Source organism: Falsiroseomonas sp. HW251, assembly GCF_050563545.1.
In the GTDB taxonomy this organism is placed as follows: domain Bacteria; phylum Pseudomonadota; class Alphaproteobacteria; order Acetobacterales; family Acetobacteraceae; genus Falsiroseomonas.
Map to the genome: position 1 here is coordinate 16114 of NZ_JBNXUM010000009.1, position 15690 is coordinate 31803.

General features: G+C 70.5%; 19 protein-coding genes. 18 read left to right on the forward strand and 1 reads right to left on the reverse strand.

All coding sequences use genetic code 11. The features are described from left to right. Positions 1-101: 101 nt before the first annotated feature. Positions 102-1382, reverse strand: a complete 1281-nt coding sequence (locus ACLF3M_RS12395; protein ID WP_430657243.1) for an MFS transporter — start codon at positions 1380-1382, stop codon at positions 102-104. A gap of 183 nt (positions 1383-1565) precedes the next feature. On the opposite strand from ACLF3M_RS12395, the gene ACLF3M_RS12400 reads away from it, so the two are divergent. The 18 genes from ACLF3M_RS12400 to ACLF3M_RS12485 all read left to right on the forward strand — a co-directional run bounded on the left by ACLF3M_RS12400 (position 1566) and on the right by ACLF3M_RS12485 (position 15690). After that, complete coding sequence (locus ACLF3M_RS12400) at positions 1566-2348, forward strand: ParB N-terminal domain-containing protein (RefSeq protein WP_430657244.1); 783 nt, start codon at positions 1566-1568, stop codon at positions 2346-2348. A gap of 87 nt (positions 2349-2435) precedes the next feature. Further along, positions 2436-2810, forward strand: coding sequence for a DNA-methyltransferase (locus ACLF3M_RS12405; protein ID WP_430657245.1), 375 nt, complete (start codon positions 2436-2438; stop codon positions 2808-2810). A gap of 173 nt (positions 2811-2983) precedes the next feature. Further along, the gene (locus tag ACLF3M_RS12410) at positions 2984-3172 is read left to right on the forward strand and encodes a hypothetical protein (RefSeq protein WP_430657246.1); all 189 of its coding nucleotides are present in this window, start codon (positions 2984-2986) and stop codon (positions 3170-3172) included. Positions 3173-3371: 199 nt separating this feature from the next. After that, complete coding sequence (locus ACLF3M_RS12415) at positions 3372-4205, forward strand: DUF3489 domain-containing protein (protein WP_430657247.1); 834 nt, start codon at positions 3372-3374, stop codon at positions 4203-4205. A gap of 16 nt (positions 4206-4221) precedes the next feature. Beyond that, positions 4222-4470, forward strand: a complete 249-nt coding sequence (locus ACLF3M_RS12420; protein WP_430657248.1) for a hypothetical protein — start codon at positions 4222-4224, stop codon at positions 4468-4470. Between the two features lie 71 nt (positions 4471-4541). Next, a complete protein-coding gene (locus tag ACLF3M_RS12425; protein WP_430657249.1) occupies positions 4542-5057 on the forward strand; it encodes a hypothetical protein in 516 nt (171 codons plus the stop codon). 25 nt (positions 5058-5082) lie between these two features. Beyond that, positions 5083-6981: a phage terminase large subunit family protein gene (locus tag ACLF3M_RS12430; protein WP_430657250.1), complete on the forward strand. Its 1899-nt coding sequence runs from the start codon at positions 5083-5085 to the stop codon at positions 6979-6981. 203 nt (positions 6982-7184) lie between these two features. Beyond that, positions 7185-8720, forward strand: a complete 1536-nt coding sequence (locus ACLF3M_RS12435) for an HWE histidine kinase domain-containing protein (protein ID WP_430657251.1) — start codon at positions 7185-7187, stop codon at positions 8718-8720. 49 nt (positions 8721-8769) lie between these two features. After that, positions 8770-9003 carry a phage head-tail joining protein gene (locus tag ACLF3M_RS12440; RefSeq protein ID WP_430657252.1) on the forward strand — a complete coding sequence of 78 codons (234 nt, stop codon included), beginning with the start codon at positions 8770-8772 and terminating at the stop codon, positions 9001-9003. Then, on the forward strand, positions 9000-10472 hold the full coding sequence (locus ACLF3M_RS12445) for a phage portal protein (RefSeq protein ID WP_430657253.1): 1473 nt from the start codon (positions 9000-9002) through the stop codon (positions 10470-10472). Before ACLF3M_RS12440 ends, ACLF3M_RS12445 begins: the two co-directional genes overlap by 4 nt. A 77-nt stretch (positions 10473-10549) precedes the next feature. Continuing rightward, positions 10550-10786 (forward strand): hypothetical protein, encoded by a 237-nt coding sequence (locus ACLF3M_RS12450; protein ID WP_430657254.1) that lies wholly within the window; start codon positions 10550-10552, stop codon positions 10784-10786. Between the two features lie 147 nt (positions 10787-10933). Then, positions 10934-12688: a prohead protease/major capsid protein fusion protein gene (locus ACLF3M_RS12455; RefSeq protein WP_430657255.1), complete on the forward strand. Its 1755-nt coding sequence runs from the start codon at positions 10934-10936 to the stop codon at positions 12686-12688. Then, on the forward strand, positions 12685-13059 hold the full coding sequence (locus tag ACLF3M_RS12460) for a hypothetical protein (protein ID WP_430657256.1): 375 nt from the start codon (positions 12685-12687) through the stop codon (positions 13057-13059). Before ACLF3M_RS12455 ends, ACLF3M_RS12460 begins: the two co-directional genes overlap by 4 nt. A gap of 76 nt (positions 13060-13135) precedes the next feature. After that, positions 13136-13483: a DUF2190 family protein gene (locus ACLF3M_RS12465; protein WP_430657257.1), complete on the forward strand. Its 348-nt coding sequence runs from the start codon at positions 13136-13138 to the stop codon at positions 13481-13483. A 12-nt stretch (positions 13484-13495) separates the two neighbouring features. Beyond that, complete coding sequence (locus tag ACLF3M_RS12470) at positions 13496-13702, forward strand: hypothetical protein (RefSeq protein WP_430657258.1); 207 nt, start codon at positions 13496-13498, stop codon at positions 13700-13702. Further along, a complete protein-coding gene (locus ACLF3M_RS12475; protein WP_430657259.1) occupies positions 13699-14031 on the forward strand; it encodes a head-tail joining protein in 333 nt (110 codons plus the stop codon). The genes ACLF3M_RS12470 and ACLF3M_RS12475 overlap by 4 nt, the downstream gene beginning before the upstream one ends. Continuing rightward, entirely contained in the window at positions 14028-14486 is a 459-nt protein-coding gene (locus tag ACLF3M_RS12480) for a hypothetical protein (RefSeq protein WP_430657260.1), read from the forward strand. Before ACLF3M_RS12475 ends, ACLF3M_RS12480 begins: the two co-directional genes overlap by 4 nt. 37 nt (positions 14487-14523) lie before the next feature. Then, entirely contained in the window at positions 14524-15690 is a 1167-nt protein-coding gene (locus tag ACLF3M_RS12485) for a hypothetical protein (RefSeq protein WP_430657261.1), read from the forward strand.

Genomic DNA, 15690 nt, shown 5'->3' on the forward strand with positions numbered 1-15690 from the left:
AAAGCATCTGGTCCTCGCCTCAATACCGGTGCTGCGGCTCGGCCATCTCTCCCCGGCACAGGCGTGTACCCTTGCTCTACGACCCCAGGCGCTGAGACCGCTCAGGCGGGCCGTGGCGGGGCCGCGCGCGCGTTCCGCAGTGCCAGCACCACCACGGCGGCTAGGATGCTGGCCAGCCCCACGGTGACGAAAGCCGGCAGGTAGGTCGCTACAGCGTCGCGCCAGATGCCGGCGAACAGCGCCGAGGTGGCGGAGCCGAGCTGGTGCGCCGCGAAGATCCAGCCGAACACCACCGCGGCCTTCTCCGGCCCAAAATGCTGCGCCGTGAGCCGCGCCGTGGGCGGCACCGTGGCGACGAAGTCGAGCCCGAAGAACACGGCCCAGAGCGTCAGCGCGAGCATGTCGAAATTGCCGAAGGGCAGCCAGACCAGAGACATACCGCGCAGCGCGTAATACCACGCGAGGAGCATCCGGTTGTCGTAGCGGTCGGTCAGCCAGCCGGACCCGACCGTGCCCATGAAGTTGAACACGCCCATCAACGCCAGGATCGACGCCGCAGTCACCGAGCCAACGCCGTTATCCGCACAGAACGGAATGAAGTGCTGGCTGACGATGCCGGTCGAGGACAGGCCGCAGATGAAGAAAGTCCCGGCCAGGATACAAAACGCGCGCGTCGCCGAGGCCTCGGCCAGAACGCCGAGGCTGAACGCCACGGCGTTGCCCGCCGGCGGCGTTGCCGGCCGTACCACCGCCACCCCGCCGAAAGGCGCGAGCCTCAGGTCGGCCGGCCAGTCGCGCGCGAATAGGACATAGAGCAGCGCGCAGAGCCCGAGCCCGGCCACGGCCGGTGCCACTGCGACGCGCCAGCCCTGCGATTCGGCCAGCGTCGCCGCCGCCGGCAGGAAGCTGAGTTGCCCCGCTGCGAAGGCCGCCGTCAGTATGCCCATGGCGAGCCCCCGCCGCTCCTGAAACCACCGGTTTACGACCGTGGCCGACAGCACCAGCGCCATCATCCCCGCCGCCAGGCCCAGCACGCCCAGAGCCAGCCAGACATGCCAGGGCTCGGTGGTGCGGGTCACGCCCAGCACGCACAACGTGGCGAGCGCGGTGCCGGTGACCACCATCCGCCGCAGCCCGTAGCGCAGTAGCAGCGCCCCGGCGAAGGGCGCGGTCACCGCGAACAGTAGGAACATCAGCCCCATGGCGCCGGAGACCTCGCCACGGCCCCAGCCGAGCTCGCGCGACATCGGCACGATGAGCACACCCGGCAGGCTGACCGCGGCCGAGGTGCAGATCGAGACCAGGAAGGTCAGCGCCACCATCACCCAGGCATAGTGGATGCCGTGGCGGGCAAGACGCGGGGCGAGCACCGAGGCAAGCATGGCGCATTCTCCGGCCGTGGACCGGCCTAACTTATGTGGCGCCGCCGCGGCGCGCGCGGCAAGCCCTGACATGCCCCCGCGCGTGGCACTGGCAGATGCTGCATCCGGATTTGCCGCTGACGCCGGTGAATGACGGGCGCGATTACGACGCCGTTGCCGCGTCGCGAATGGAGGTCACCTCCAGTGCAGCCTGACCTCCAGGTCACCACCGTCCCGGTCGCCGTGCTGGTGCCCTACGCCGAGAACGCGCGGACGCATTCCGACGACCAGGTGGCGCAGATCGCCGCCTCCATCGCCGAGTTCGGCTTCGTGAACCCGGTGCTGGTGGATGCTGCGGGCGTGCTGGTCGCGGGCCACGGCCGTGTCATGGCCGCGAAGCGCCTCGGCATGGCCGCGGTGCCGGTGATCCGCCTGGCGCATCTGACTGAGGCTCAGGCCCGTGCGCTGCGGCTGGCCGACAACCAGATCGCGCTGAACTCCGGCTGGGACGAGGCGCTGCTCGCCGCCGAGATCGCCCGCATCCGCGACGAGGCTGTCGTCGACCTCGACGTCCTCGGCTTTTCGGGGATGGAGCTCGATCGGCTGCTGGCCGCGGCCGATTCCGGCCTCGAGGACGATGCCGACGACGCGCCGGAGCCGCCAGACGTGCCGGTCACCCGCGCCGGCGACCTATGGCGGTGCGGCGACCACCGCCTCTTCTGCGGCGACGTCACGAAGCTCGTCGACGTCCAGCGCGCCCTCGGCGTCGACCGCCTTGCCGACATGGCCTTCACCGACCCGCCCTACAACGTTGCCTATCAGGGCGGCACCGCGGCGCGGATGACCATCGCCAACGACGCGCTCGGCCAGGGCTTCCTCGACTTCCTCCGCCCCGCGCTGGCCAACCTGCTCTCGGTGACGAAGGGCGCCTGCTACATCTGCATGTCCTCATCCGAATGGCCGACGCTGCACCGCGCCTGGCAATAGGCGGGTGGGAAGTGGTCGAGCACGATCATCTGGGCGAAGAACACCTTCGCGCTCGGCCGCGCCGACTACCACCAGCAGTTCGAGGCGATGCTTTACGGCTGGAAGGCCGGCGCGCAGCACTACTGGTGCGGCGCACGCGACCAGGGGAACGTCTGGCACTTCGACAAGCCGGCCAGGAACGACCTCCATCCCACGATGAAGCCGGTCGCGCTGGTCGAGCGCGCCATCCGCAACAGCAGCAAGCAGCGCGACACGGTGCTGGACCCGTTCGGCGGCTCGGGCACGACGATGATTGCAGCGGAGCGGACCGGGCGCCGCGCGGTGCTGCTGGAGATCGACCCAGCCTATGCCGACGTGATCGTGCGGCGCTGGCAGGAAGCAACGGGCGGGGCGGCGGTGCTCGACGGCGAGGATCGCACCTTCGACGACGTCGCAGCCCATCGGCTCGCCATGACGAACTGACGCGCGGCCGCGGCTACTCCGCCGGGCGCTGCAGTACAGTCGTCCTTGACGCCGCCTAGCGGCGGCGGCTCCTGACCGGAACCTTGCGCGGCTCAAGCATCCACGCACCGGACCAGAAATGCATCAGCCGCGCCCAGGTATGAGCGCTGCGCAGCCATGCGGCTGCGAACGGGTTGCCCGTCAACATCGGATCCATCGTTTCCTCACCGGCGGCCGACGACGCCACCATCTTCAGCGGCGCACTTCTCGGCCTGTTCGCTGTTTGCTCCGAGAACGCCGCCGATGACGTGGTGTTCGATCACCTTATCCGGCAGCGCCGGACCGGCTCGCTGCCGTCGCGTGGCTGCGGAGCCACCGTATGAAGCTGCCGGCGCGCAACCCCAAACGATGACGGTCGAGACGTGCGGATCGCATGCTCTATCCGCTTGGCTCGGACGCGCCGCAGCGCGAATGGTCCGTCGTGCGCGGAGCATCGCCCGCGCCTGCCCCGACCGGTAAGCGCCGGCGGGGCTCGGGGTGGTAGCACCCGGCTGATCGGGTGCTGGACAAAGGACCCCGACGATGAAGCTCACCGACACCCAGCGCGCGATCCTCGAGGCCGCCGCGCAGCATCCCGAGCACCTGGCCTACCCGCCCGAGCGGCTGCCCTCCGTGGCGCGGCAGGCGGTGGCGAAAGCGCTGCTCAAGAATGACCTGGCGATCGCGGTGCACCAACCCGCCTACGACGCGATCGCGAAGTGGACGGTGGACGGCGACGACATGCTGCTGAAGATCACCGACGATGGGCTGCGTGCCATCGGCATCGACCCGAACGCGGGCGACGCGCCGGAGGAGGACGAGCAGAGCGCCGAGGCCATCGCCCGCCGCAACACCGAGCGCCTGGCCGCCGCGGAGGCCGCCGCGACGGTGGCCGACACGGCGCCCACGGGCGCGGAGGAACCGTTGCCGCAGGGTGTGGGTGCCGCGGCGCCGACGGCCGCCCTGGGCGCGCCCACGCCGGCCTCGCGCGCCAACCTGCGCGAGACCGCGCAGCGGGTCCTCGACGCCTGGGACGACGAGGCCAACCAGCGATACGACCTGACGGACGCGATGGATGCCCTGCGCGAGATCCTCGCGAAGCCGGCGCGCGCCGCGCGCGAGCCTGGCGCGCCGCGTAAGCCGCGCGAGGGCACGAAGCAGGAGCAGGTGCTCGTGCTGCTCCGCCGCGAGGAGGGCGCGACCATCGCGCAGATCTGCGAGGCCACCGGCTGGCAGCAGCACACGGTCCGCGGCTTCTTCGCGGGCCTGAAGAAGCGCCAGGGGATCGAGGTGCAGGTGCTGGAGCGGGTCCGTCAGGTCGGCCCTAACAAGGAGGGCGCACGCGGCTCCTACACGGTGTATCATCTCGCCACATAGCTTCTGGAGCCGCAGCGTGCGGGTGTTCCTGGACGACGGAGGCGAACAGCGGCTGCTTGGGCGCGCCGACATCCCAGAGGATGTCGGCGCCGTTTATGAGCTCCGGCTTTTTGGGCCGGCATCGATCATCCGAGAGCAGTTCACCGTCGGCACTGTCACGCATCTCGGCCCTAGCAGGCACGACCTGAGGGCCGAGCGGGTGATCCTCCTCGAACCCGGCCAGCGGCCCGAGCTGCTGCCGGGATGGCAGCCACTTTCATCGTGAGCCCGCAGAGCCTGCCGGCAGACTGCCGCCTCGGGCACTGACGCGGAGACGTGTGGCGGGAGGACGCCGCCATGCCGGAGCTGACCCCCTCCACGCGCGAGGCGGCGCGCCGCATCGGCATCACCGAGACGGCGCTGCGCAAGGCCGAGCAAACCAACCGCATCGCCCGCGAGCCCGACGGCCGCTGGGACATCGACAAGACTCGCCGGCGCCTGGTGGAGACCGCGGACCCTGTCCGCTCGCCGCTTGCCAGCGGAGCCGCCGCCGAGGGTACCCCCAACGCCCGGCTGAAGGTCGCGCAGCTCGCGCTGAAGGTCGAGGCGCAACGGCTCGCGCTCGACGAGAACAAGCGCCGGCTGCTCGACGTCGGGGAGGCCAACGCCACGATCGACGAGATCGCCGGCGCGATGCGCGACGCGCTGCTGAACTGGCCGGCCCGCGTCTCCGGCCTCATCGCTGCCGAGCTCGGCGTCGACCCGCACCTGCTGCAAACCATCCTGCAGGGGCACATCACCGACCTGCTTTCGGAGGCGGCCGATCGCTTCGATCCCCCAGGCATCGGCGGAGATCGGACCCCGCACGCGTGATTATGTGCGTCGGCGCGCGGGCGGCATGCTCCGCCCACCGCCACAGCTCACCGTGTCGCAATGGGCGGAGCGGCACCGGATCCTCGGCAGCCGGGCCTCTTCGGAACCCGGTCCCTGGCGGACCAGCCGAACTCCGTACCTGCGGGAGGTGATGGACGCGCTGTCGGCGGTGCATCCCGCCCGGCGCGTGGTCTTCATGAAGGGCGCCCAGGTCGGCGCCACCGAAAGCGGCAATTGCTGGCTCGGCTACATCCTGCACCATGTGCCGGCCCCGGTGCTGGCGGTGCAGCCCACCGTCGAGCTGGCGAAGCGCTTCTCGCGCCAGCGCATCGACCCGCTGCTGGAGGAGACACCAGCCCTCAAGGAGAGGGTCGCCCCGGCCCGCGCCCGGGACAGCGGCAACACCCTGCTGTCGAAGGAATTCCCCGGCGGCATCCTCGTGCTGACCGGCGCGAACAGTGCGGTCGGGCTGCGCTCGATGACGGCGCGGTTCCTCTTCCTCGACGAGATCGACGCCTATCCCGGCGACGTCGAGGGCGAGGGTGACCCGATCGCGCTGGCCGAGGCGCGGGCCCGCACCTTCGGCTGGCGCCGCAAGGCGTTTCTGGTCTCGACGCCGACCATCGCGGGTCGCAGCCGGATCGAGCGGGAATACGCCGCCTCGGACCAGCGCCGGTTCTTCGTGCCGTGCCCGCACTGCGGCGAGATGCAGTGGCTCAGGTTCGAGCGGCTCCGCTGGGAGAAGGGTGATCCGCGTTCGGCGCGCTACCACTGCGAGGCCTGCGACAAGACAATCGAGGAGCACCACAAGACGGCTATGCTGGCCGGCGGCGAATGGCGGGCGACCGCCACCGCCGAGGACCCGCACACCGTCGGCTTCCACATCTCGGCGCTATACTCGCCGGTCGGCTGGCTCTCCTGGGAGCAGATAGCCCGCGATTGGGAGGCGGCCCAGGGCAAGCCCGAGGACCTCAAGACCTTTCGGAACACGGTGCTCGGCGAGACTTGGCAGGAGCAGGGCGAGGCACCGGATTGGGAGCGGCTGGTCGAGCGCCGCGAGGACTTCCGGATGGGCGTCGTGCCCGTCGGCGCGCTGTGCCTCACGGCCGGCGTGGATGTGCAGGACGATCGCCTCGAGTGCGACGTCTGGGGCTGGGCGGAGGGCTACACCTCCTGGCTGGTCGACCACGTCGTGATCCTAGGCAGCCCGCGGGAGCGCGAACCGTGGGACGCGCTGGCGGCGCTGCTCGGCAGGGAGTGGACCCGGGCCGGTGCCGGCACCATCCGCATCGCGAAGGCCTGCGTCGACACCGGCGGCCGCGACACCGCGGCGGTCTACGGCCACCTGCGTCGGCTGCACGACCCGCGCGTCGCGCCGACCAAGGGCATCGACGGTTGGAACCGGGCGCAGCCCCTGCAGGGTCCGACTGCGGTAGATGCGCTGGTCAACGGCCAGAAGCTCCGCCGAGGCCTGAAGCTATGGACGGTATCGGTCTCGACCTGGAAGGCGGACCTCTACCGCCGGCTCTGGCTCGGCCGTGGCGATGGCACCGAGTTCCCGCCAGGCTGGGTGCACTTGCCGCAGGGTGTCGACGCTGAATGGGTCAAGCAGCTGGTAGCCGAGCAGCTCCGCACGGCGAAAGACCGCCGCGGCTTTGCGCGGCAGGAATGGGCCAAGCTGCGCGAGAGGAACGAGGCGCTGGACTGCGCGGTCCTCGCCCGCGCCGCGCTCTGGCTGCTCGGCGCCGACCGGTACGGCGAGCGCTTCTGGGGCCGACTGCGGGAGGAGGCTCTGGACGCACCGCTTGCAGCGCCGCCGTCGCAGAACGCGTCGACGAAGAACGTGACTGGCTCAGTAACAAGGACAGCTGGCGAGATCAGGCCACGGTCGTGGCTCGCACCGCGAACTGGTTGGCCACATTGACAGAGGTCAAAACTGCTCCAAATCGAACCGGCAGTCGCATGTGCAGTCTAGGAGTACCTCCATGCGCGCGAATGCTGTTCTCGGTTCTGCGAACCCATGGCACTATTGTCCTGGTAGGATGAAAACCAGACTTGCACAGCCAGCGAACAGTGGAGCGAGCTTTGCTCCAAGGAACATCGGTAAAGTAGGGCGAGCACGCCTACATGTCTAAGCTCGGCGTGCTGTCAGCCGCGGAGAATGAGCGGCTCGCCGCGTTGCGCCGCTATCGGATCCTCGACACGCCTGACGAGGAGCCATTCAATCGGCTCGCGATGCTCGCGCGCGACCTGTTCAAGACGCCGATCGCGCTGGTGTCCTTCATCGACGAGCAACGGCAGTGGTTCAAGGCCAGGGTTGGCCTGGAAGTCCAGCAGACGCCGCGGGAGTGGGCGTTTTGCAGTCATACGATCCAGGGTGAGAATGACGAGGTGTTCGTGGTCCGGGATGCGTCCCAAGACCCGCGCTTCGTATCCAACCCGCTAGTAACCGGCGCACCGTTCATCCGTTTCTACGCCGCAGTCCCGGTGCGGACACCAGACGGGTTCCAGCTCGGCACAGTCTGCGTCATTTCTGATCAGCCGCGGCCTGAGGGCGTGACAGAAGAACAGGGACGGTGGCTCGCCACGCTGGCTGGGCTCGCCTCCGATGAGCTCGAGCTTCGATTACAGGCGCGTCGGGCGCAGGAGGCCGCGGAGGCTGAAGCACGCCTTCGCCGAGCGCAGGAGGCAGCCGGCGTCATTGCCGTCGAAGCAAGCGGCCAAGCAGCCGACGAAGGTAAGCTCCTGCCCACGCTGCGCCGGCTGCTCGGGCTGCTGGACAGTGCGCCAATCGAGCTGAGCGGCGTGGTGGCTGTCGCAGACCCGGCGGAACGCCCTCGACTGGAAGCGCTAGCTCAGCAGTTGGCGGCTGAAGGCGGCAAGCTTTCCGAGGAGTTCCGGGCAACGCTCACCAGCGGCGATGTTGTCTGGGTGCAATTTCGCGGTGAGGTTCATCTCGATAGAGCTGAAGGCGGCGCTCGCTGGCACGTGGCGGGACTGTTGCGCGACGTTAGCGAGCGTCGGCGGGCCGATGCGCGTCAGGAACTCATGACGCGCGAGTTGGATCATCGGGCAAAGAACGCGCTTGCCGTGGTGCTTGCCGCGCTGCGTCTGACGCCCGTGAAGGATCCCCGCGCCTATGCGGCTGCAGTGGAAGGGCGCGTTGCTGCTCTAGCACGGGCACACACGCTGCTGACCGAGACGCGCTGGGCCGGAGCTGGCCTCCGTGACCTCGTCTGCGGAGAGCTGAAGCCGTTCCTCGCCGCGGGTAGCGCGACGGAAGGACCGCGAGCGCAGGTGGACGGGCCGCACGTCATGCTCGCGCCGCAAGCGGCCCAGCCGCTATCGATGGCGCTGCACGAGCTCGCCACAAATGCGGTCAAGCACGGAGCCCTGTCCGTGACAGCGGGACGGGTGCAGGTGAGTTGGGCACTTGCTGAGGGGATGCTGCGGCTGCGCTGGGCGGAGCGCGGCGGCCCGACCGTCGCGCATCCGCCCTCACGTTCAGGTTTCGGCTCGCGTGTGCTGCGCGGCACCGTGAAGGAACAGCTCGGCGGCACACTGGAATTGGCTTGGCCCAGCTCGGGCCTTGTTTGTGACATCGGCCTGCCAGTTGCACGTGTGTTGGCTTACCCGGCGGTAGGGGCTGGCCGCCGCGATTAGCGGCTTGACGACCAAGCGTCGAGGCATGCTGCATTAGAGAGGCCGGACAATGGAGCCGATAATTCTCGCTTGGGCGCTGGCGCAGCCCGCCGGCAGCCGCGCTGCTGCGTTGGCAGCAGCGTACACTGGGGGGACCACACGCGTGACCTTCGATGGGCGCACCGTGGAGTACCGCAGCCTCGATGAACTCGGCCGCGCGCTGGCCGTGCTGCATGGCGCCGAGAACAACGTCGCGCTTCGGCCGTCGGTGACGCTCGCCAGCTTCGCGCGGGGGACTGCGTGAGCTTCTTCCGGCGCATCGTGACGGCGATTCGGGGCTACGCCGCCGCGCAGGACGGGCGCGCCTCGGCCTGGGCACCCGTGGGCGGCAGCGCAACGGCCGAGGTGGGCATGGCCGCGGCGACGATCGCGCGCCGGGCCCGCGATGCGGTCAGGAACGACCCCTACGCCAGCCGCATCGTCGATCTCTGGACCGGCAATGCGGTCGGCGCCGGCATCACCACCCGCTGGCCCGACGCGCGCCACGCCGATGGCTGGCGACGCTGGGCTGAGAGCACGGCCTGCGATGCGGAGGGACGGCTCGACCTGTACGGGCTGCAGGCCCTCGTCATGCGGGCGGTGGTGGAGAGCGGCGAGTGCTTCGTCCGCTTCTTGATGACTGAGCCGTCGCCGTCGAACCCGATCGGCTTGCGTCTGCAGGTGCTGGAGAGCGACCACCTCGACACGGCGCGCAACGGAATGGTGGAGGGCACGCCGACCATCCAGGGCATCGCGCTCGGCCATGCCGGGGAGCCGGTCGGCTACTGGCTGCATCGCGTGCACCCCGGCGCGGCCTGGATCCTGCCAGGCGCGACCTGGCAAAGCAGCCAGCGGATCCCTGCCAGCGACGTGCTGCACATCTACCGCAAGCGCCGGCCCGGGCAGCTGCGCGACGTCTCCTGGCTGGCGCCGGTGCTGCTGCGCCTACGCGATCTTGGCGACTACGAGGCCGCGCTGCAGATGAAAGCCAAGATCGAGGCCTGCCTTGCCGCGGTGGTCACCGAGGAGGGCGACGAGGCGCTGACTGGCGCCGCGTCCGGCCTGCTCCGCGACGCCCAGGGACGCGCTGTCGAGAGCTTCGAGCCAGGCATGATCCTGTACCGGCGCGGGATGGGCAGCGTGGAAGTGGTGAACCCCTCCGGCGGCGGCAGTCACGCGTCTTTCGCGAAGCGCGCGCTCGAGGCCGCCGCCGTTGGCGCGGGCCTCACCTACGACCAAGTCTCGGGCGACCTGACACAGGCGAACTACTCCTCGCTCCGCGCTGGCAAGATCGAGTTCCGCCGGCTCTGCGACCAGGTGCAGTACGGCATGCTGATCCCGATGCTGGTCCGCCCCGTCGCGGACCGCTTCCACGCACAGGGCGCGCTGCTCGGCCTGTGGAGTGCTGAGATGCCGGACGGCATGTCGCACGTGCCCCCAGCCCACGAGATGATCGACCCACTGAAGGACACGACCGCGCTGATCGCCCAGGTGCGCGCCGGCTTCGTCCCGCAGCCCGAGGCCGCGGGCGCCTTCGGCTACGACTTCCGTGCCGCGGTAGAGATGATCCGCGGGGCCAATGCGCTGCTCGACGAGGCCGGCATCTCGCTCGACACCGATCCGCGCCGCGTCGCGAAGTCCGGCGCCGCCCAGGACGCCGCGCAGATGGCCGCGGTTGAGATCGCCGCCACAGGCGCTGCAGCGCCTTCGCGCTCAGCACCGCAGCAGCAATAGCCAGATTCGCGCCGGGACGGACGCCCTGCCCCGTCAACGCTTCCCTTCCGTGCAGTGTTGCCGATATCGAAAAGCTATTGAAGTACGCGAGCGATTTCGACTGCCCAGAACAGCTCCGGCAAGTAGCGGGAACGGCCTTCGAACGCGGCGTTAAACTGCGTGAAAAATGCGTCGGACGTCAGCAGAACTTCGCCCGCTCGCGCATCCCCCGCCACATCGCCGAAGCGCGCTGGTTGTTGCAAGGCACGGCAACGCGGACCGGGTCGGAAGCGTGCTGGAGAGAGCGCGATGGCTCCGGCGATCCGCCGCAGTGACAGCTCTCGTCTTGCAGCTCCCGCCACTTAGGTCAGCCCGTCTGCGGCTCTCGACTGCGGCCGCCTTTCTAACCTCAGACTGGAGCCGCCTGCAGTTCTCGGATGCATGGCATGTCTACGACACGAGCCAGGAGCGCAAAGCCGATTATGGCCGAGATCACCGAACTGGACGGCAGTGATGCCGCGCCGGCGCCCGACGCTGCGCCCGATAGAGTGCCCGATTGTGAGCAAGTGATCGTCGCGCAGCGCGCACTCACCGCGCCCGCCACCGTCGATCGCGGCGCCCGCACCGTCGAGGTGGTGTGGTCCACCGGCGCCCGCGCCCGTAACTTCGTCCCCAGCCTCGGCCTGATCACCGAGGAACTGGAGATGTCGCCAAACGCGGTGCGCATGGACGCGCTGCGCTCGGGCCAGGCCCCGGTGCTGAACACGCACCGGCGCGGCGATGCGCGCGACGTGCTCGGCCGCGTTACCGCCGCCCGCCTCGAGCGCGGCCGCGGCTATGCCACGCTGCAGTTCAGCGCCGCCGCCGACATCGAGCCGGTCTGGCAGCGCATCGCCGACGGCACGCTGCGCGCGGTGAGCGTCGGCTATCGCGTGCACCGCTACGACCCGCGACCCGACGCCGCCACCGGCGAGACCGTCCATCGCGCGGTGGATTGGGAGCCTTTCGAGATCTCCGTCGTGCCGATCCCGGTGGATCGCGACGCGGCTGTGCGTGGCAAGGCGCCGCAGGGCGCGCCTGCCATCGCCATCGAACCTGCCCTGCCTCACGAGGATCCCACCATGCCCGAGACGACGCCGGCCGAGCCGGCTGCTGCCCCGCCGGCCCCGCCTGCCGCGTCGCCGCCCATCCCGCCCCAGGAGACCACCGTGACCACCACGCCCAGCCCCGCGCCCATCGCGCCGCCTGAGCCCACCCGGGCTGCGCCCGCACCGTCTGTGCCGGCGCCCGATCTCGACGCCGTCCGCGCCGAAGCGCAGCGCGCCGAGCGCGAGCGCATTGCCGGTATCGACACAGCCGTCGAGGCCGCCCGCGCCCTGCTGCCGGCCGATCGCATCACCCCGATCCGCACCGAGGCGGTGGAGCGCGGCTGGAGTGCCGACCAGGTTCGGCGTGCCCTGTTCGACGCGCTGGTCGCCGGCAGCCCGCGCCCGTCCGTGCCGGCCCGACCGGAGACCGGTCCGGGCCACGACGACCCCGCAGCGCTGATCGATGCCATGGCCGAGTCGCTCGCCGCCCGTTCCATGCCGGGCTACCAGCCCAAGGGCTCGGGCCGCCACGCCGAGTTCCTGGGCTGGCGGCCCTCCGACATGGTCGGCGAGCTGCTGCGTGCGCGCGGCGAGCGCAACGTGCCGCGCAATCCGACGCTGCTCGCCGAACGCGCCTTCCACACCACCTCCGACTTCCCGCTGCTGCTCTCGGCCGCGGCCAACAAGATGCTGCTCGCGGCCTACCAGCCGGCCCAGCCCACCTACCGACAGATCTTCCTCCGGCGCGATTTTCGCGATTTCAAGCCGCACCGGCATCTCCGCGTCGGCGACTTCCCGACGCTGATGCCGCTGCTGGAGAACGGCGAGATCCAGGCCGGGACGATGTCCGAGAGCCAGGAGATCGTCCTGCTGCAGACCTTCGCCCGGCGCATCCGGGTCACCCGACCGATGCTAGTGAACGACGACCTCGGCGCCTTCACCGACTTCGCCGCCATGATCGGCCGCCGCGTCGCCGACTTCGAGAACGCGACGGCCTACGGCCTGCTGAACGGCGCCAGCGGCGACGGCCCGACGCTCACCACCGGCAATGCGCGGTGTTCGGCACCGCGGCGGCGCGCGCCAACAAGGCCTCGGCCGGCACCGCGCTCGACCTCACGAACCTTGCCGTCGGCCGGGCGGCGGTCATGAAGCAGAAGACCCTCGACGGCCTGCCGATCGCGCTCGGCAGCTCGATGCGCCTGCTGGTCGGGCCGAGCCAGGAGCTCGCGGCGAGGCAGCTGACGGTGAACATCGGCGCGACCCAGACGAGCAACGCCAATGTCTACGCCGGCTTCGTGCAGCCCCTGGTCGAACCGCTGATCCCGACCAACCGCTGGTACCTCTTCGCGGAGCCGACGGCGGCGCCGGTCTACGTCTACGGCTACCTCAACGGCGCCGAGGGCCCGCAGGTCACGACCGGGCCGGTCTCGGGCGTCGATGGCGTCGAGGTCAGCGTGATCTTCGACTTCGGCGTCGGCGCCATCGACTGGCGTGGCGCCTGGTTCAACCCCGGCACCTGATCCCCTTCCACCACCAGCAGGACGACACGCGGGGCGCCCCAGGGGGCGCCCTTCGTGTTTCTGGAGACCCACATCCATGCGCAACTTCATCCAGCCCGGCGACAGCCTGGCGGTTGCCGTCCCGTATGCCGGCGGCGTCACGGCCGGCCAGGGCGTGCTCGTCGGCGCGATCTTTGGTGTCGCCGCGACCGATGGCGCCCAGAACGCGACCATCGAGTGCCAGACCAAGGGCGTCTTCGACATCACCAAGGAACCCGCACTCGCCATCACCGCCGGCGCGCGCGTCTTCTGGGACAACACCAACCGCCGCCTCACCACGACGGCCACCAGCAACTACCAAGTCGGCATTGCCACGGCCACGGCGCTGGCCGCTGACACGACCGTGCGGGCGTGGCTGAACCGCGTCCCGCCCTCGGGCTCCTGAGCGGAGGACGTCGTGACCTACCTCCTCGCGCGGCTGCGCGAGCAGGGCACGCACAGCGGCGTCGCCCTGCTCGCAGCCATCATCCTGCTGGCGCACATCGCCGGCGTCGACCTGCAGAACCTGGCCGACAGCGTGGTGGGCGTCGCCACGGCGCTTGGCGCGTTGGCCGCAGCGGCCAAGGCCGTTCTGCCCGACGGGCCAAAGGAGCCGCCGCGGTGAGCACCGCCTTTGACGCCGCGCTGGCCAGCCTTCACGCCGACCCGAACATGGGGACGGATGCCGAGTGGCGGGCCGCGGCTGGTGGTGCCTGGCGCCCGCTTCGCGTCCTGCTCTCCGCCCCGGCCGACGCCGTCGCCGGGCTCGGCGGTCCGGGCGGCCGCGCCGTCGCGCTTGAGGCCACGCTGCGCGTCGCGGATCTCGTACCCGACGCCCCGCGCCGCGGCGACCTGCTGCGCCGGCTCTCGCCGCCTGAGACCTGGAAGATCGAGGACGTCGAGCCGGATCCGCTCGGCCTGTCCTGGCGCGTGTCGCTGGCGCGGTCGGCGTGAGCGGCTCCGTGCCGCTGCGTGAGGCCGCGCTCGCCGCGGTCGCGGACCGGCTCGCCGCGGAGCTGTCCGACGCGGTGGTAGAGCGAGCCCGGCGCGCGCCCGTCGACACCGACGCCGAAGCCCTGCCTCACCTAGTCGTCCGCGGCGATGACCTCGAGGCGGACGAGACCGCGGAGCCAGGCCGCACCCACTACCGCATCGGCTTTGGGGTCTCGGGCTTCGCCGCCGGCACGACCGACCTCGCCGCCGAGCAGGCTCTCTCCCTGCTGCACGCCCGCACCGTGGCGGCGTTGGCAGGCTGGACGCCGGCCGCTCCGGGCCTGGGCGACGTCGCAGAGGCTGGCGCCGAGTTCCGGCTCTACGACGCGGACGAGTCCGCCCAGCCCGCCGGCGAGTTCCTCGCCCGCTTCACCATCCTCGCCATCGGCCAGCCCAGCGGCCCCTGGTCGTCCTGACCACCACGCACCAGCAAAAGCCTGAAGGAGCCGCGACATGAGCATCGACCTCGTGCGCATGCGCTTTGCCGCGGTCGCGGCCAAGATCGAGACCACCCCCGGCACCGACGCCATCGCCGGCACGCCGGCGAATGCCGACTGGCTCGCTGCCGATTGCGACATCGACTTCGATCCCGTCGTGGTCGAGAACACCGAGCTCACCGGCTCCCTCGACCGCTCGCCCGCCATCGTCGGCGGCCTCAAGCCGCGCATCCGCCTGCGCATCCCGCTCCGCGGCTCCGGCACCGCCGCGACCGCCCCGGATTGGGGAAGGCTGCTGCGCTGCTGCACCATGGCCGAGACGATCACCGCGGCGGTCATCGGCGCGCCCACCGCGGCCGCGGCTGGCAGCACAACCACGCTCACCCTGGCCACGCCCTTCGCGGCGACGGCCCAGCTCTACCGCGGCATGCCGCTGCTGCTCTCGGGCGACCGGACGCTGACCACCGGCATTACCGACTACACGGCGGGCCGCGTCGCCACCCTCGGCGAGACGATGGGGACCGCGGGCACCGTGACCACGCTCGCGCAGATCCCGCCGCACGTCCTCTACAGCCCGACCTCAGACGAGGCGGTCTACAAGACGGCCACCCTCTACTTCTACGCCGACGGGCTGCGCTGGCGCTTCACCGGCGCAGTCGGCACCTGGTCCCTCGAGCTCTCCACCGGCGGCATCGGCTTCCTCGTCTTCGAGCTGCGCGCCCAGATGCTGGACAAGGCAGCCGTCGCATTGCCGACCGGCTGGAACACCGCGATCCGCCCGACGCCGCCGCGCTTTGTCGGCGGACGCTGCCAGGTGAACCAGCAGGTCGCCCGCGCGCGGCGCCTGGTGCTCGAGGCGGGCGTTGGCGTGACCCTGCCGGACAACCCCGAAGCCGCCGAGGGCTACGACCCCGCCGTTCCCGTGGAGCGCGACGCGCGCGGCTCCATCGACCCACTGATGAACACCACGACCGCGGTCGTGGTGTTCAACGCCTTCCGGCAGGGCACGGCGATGTCGCTGATGGCGATCCTCGGCGCGACGGTGGGCAACCGTTTCTGCGTGATCGCACCCGCGGCCAAGGCCACCGGAATGCGGCCCGGCGAGCGCGACGGCCTCGGTCAGCTCGACATCGCCTTCCAGCTTGATGGCGCCGATAGTCCGCTCTTCCTGGCGCAGTTCTGA

What these genes read in the sequence shown, in the direction of transcription:
- ACLF3M_RS12395 (WP_430657243.1), bottom strand. Translation starts at nt 1,382, where the DNA reads ATGCTTGCCTCGGTGCTCGCCCCGCGTCTTGCCCGCCACGGCATCCAC.
- ACLF3M_RS12405 (WP_430657245.1), top strand. Translation starts at nt 2,436, where the DNA reads ATGCTTTACGGCTGGAAGGCCGGCGCGCAGCACTACTGGTGCGGCGCA.
- ACLF3M_RS12415 (WP_430657247.1), top strand. Translation starts at nt 3,372, where the DNA reads ATGAAGCTCACCGACACCCAGCGCGCGATCCTCGAGGCCGCCGCGCAG.
- ACLF3M_RS12425 (WP_430657249.1), top strand. Translation starts at nt 4,542, where the DNA reads ATGCCGGAGCTGACCCCCTCCACGCGCGAGGCGGCGCGCCGCATCGGC.
- ACLF3M_RS12430 (WP_430657250.1), top strand. Translation starts at nt 5,083, where the DNA reads ATGCTCCGCCCACCGCCACAGCTCACCGTGTCGCAATGGGCGGAGCGG.
- ACLF3M_RS12435 (WP_430657251.1), top strand. Translation starts at nt 7,185, where the DNA reads ATGTCTAAGCTCGGCGTGCTGTCAGCCGCGGAGAATGAGCGGCTCGCC.
- ACLF3M_RS12440 (WP_430657252.1), top strand. Translation starts at nt 8,770, where the DNA reads ATGGAGCCGATAATTCTCGCTTGGGCGCTGGCGCAGCCCGCCGGCAGC.
- ACLF3M_RS12455 (WP_430657255.1), top strand. Translation starts at nt 10,934, where the DNA reads ATGGCCGAGATCACCGAACTGGACGGCAGTGATGCCGCGCCGGCGCCC.
- ACLF3M_RS12460 (WP_430657256.1), top strand. Translation starts at nt 12,685, where the DNA reads ATGAAGCAGAAGACCCTCGACGGCCTGCCGATCGCGCTCGGCAGCTCG.
- ACLF3M_RS12465 (WP_430657257.1), top strand. Translation starts at nt 13,136, where the DNA reads ATGCGCAACTTCATCCAGCCCGGCGACAGCCTGGCGGTTGCCGTCCCG.
- ACLF3M_RS12485 (WP_430657261.1), top strand. Translation starts at nt 14,524, where the DNA reads ATGAGCATCGACCTCGTGCGCATGCGCTTTGCCGCGGTCGCGGCCAAG.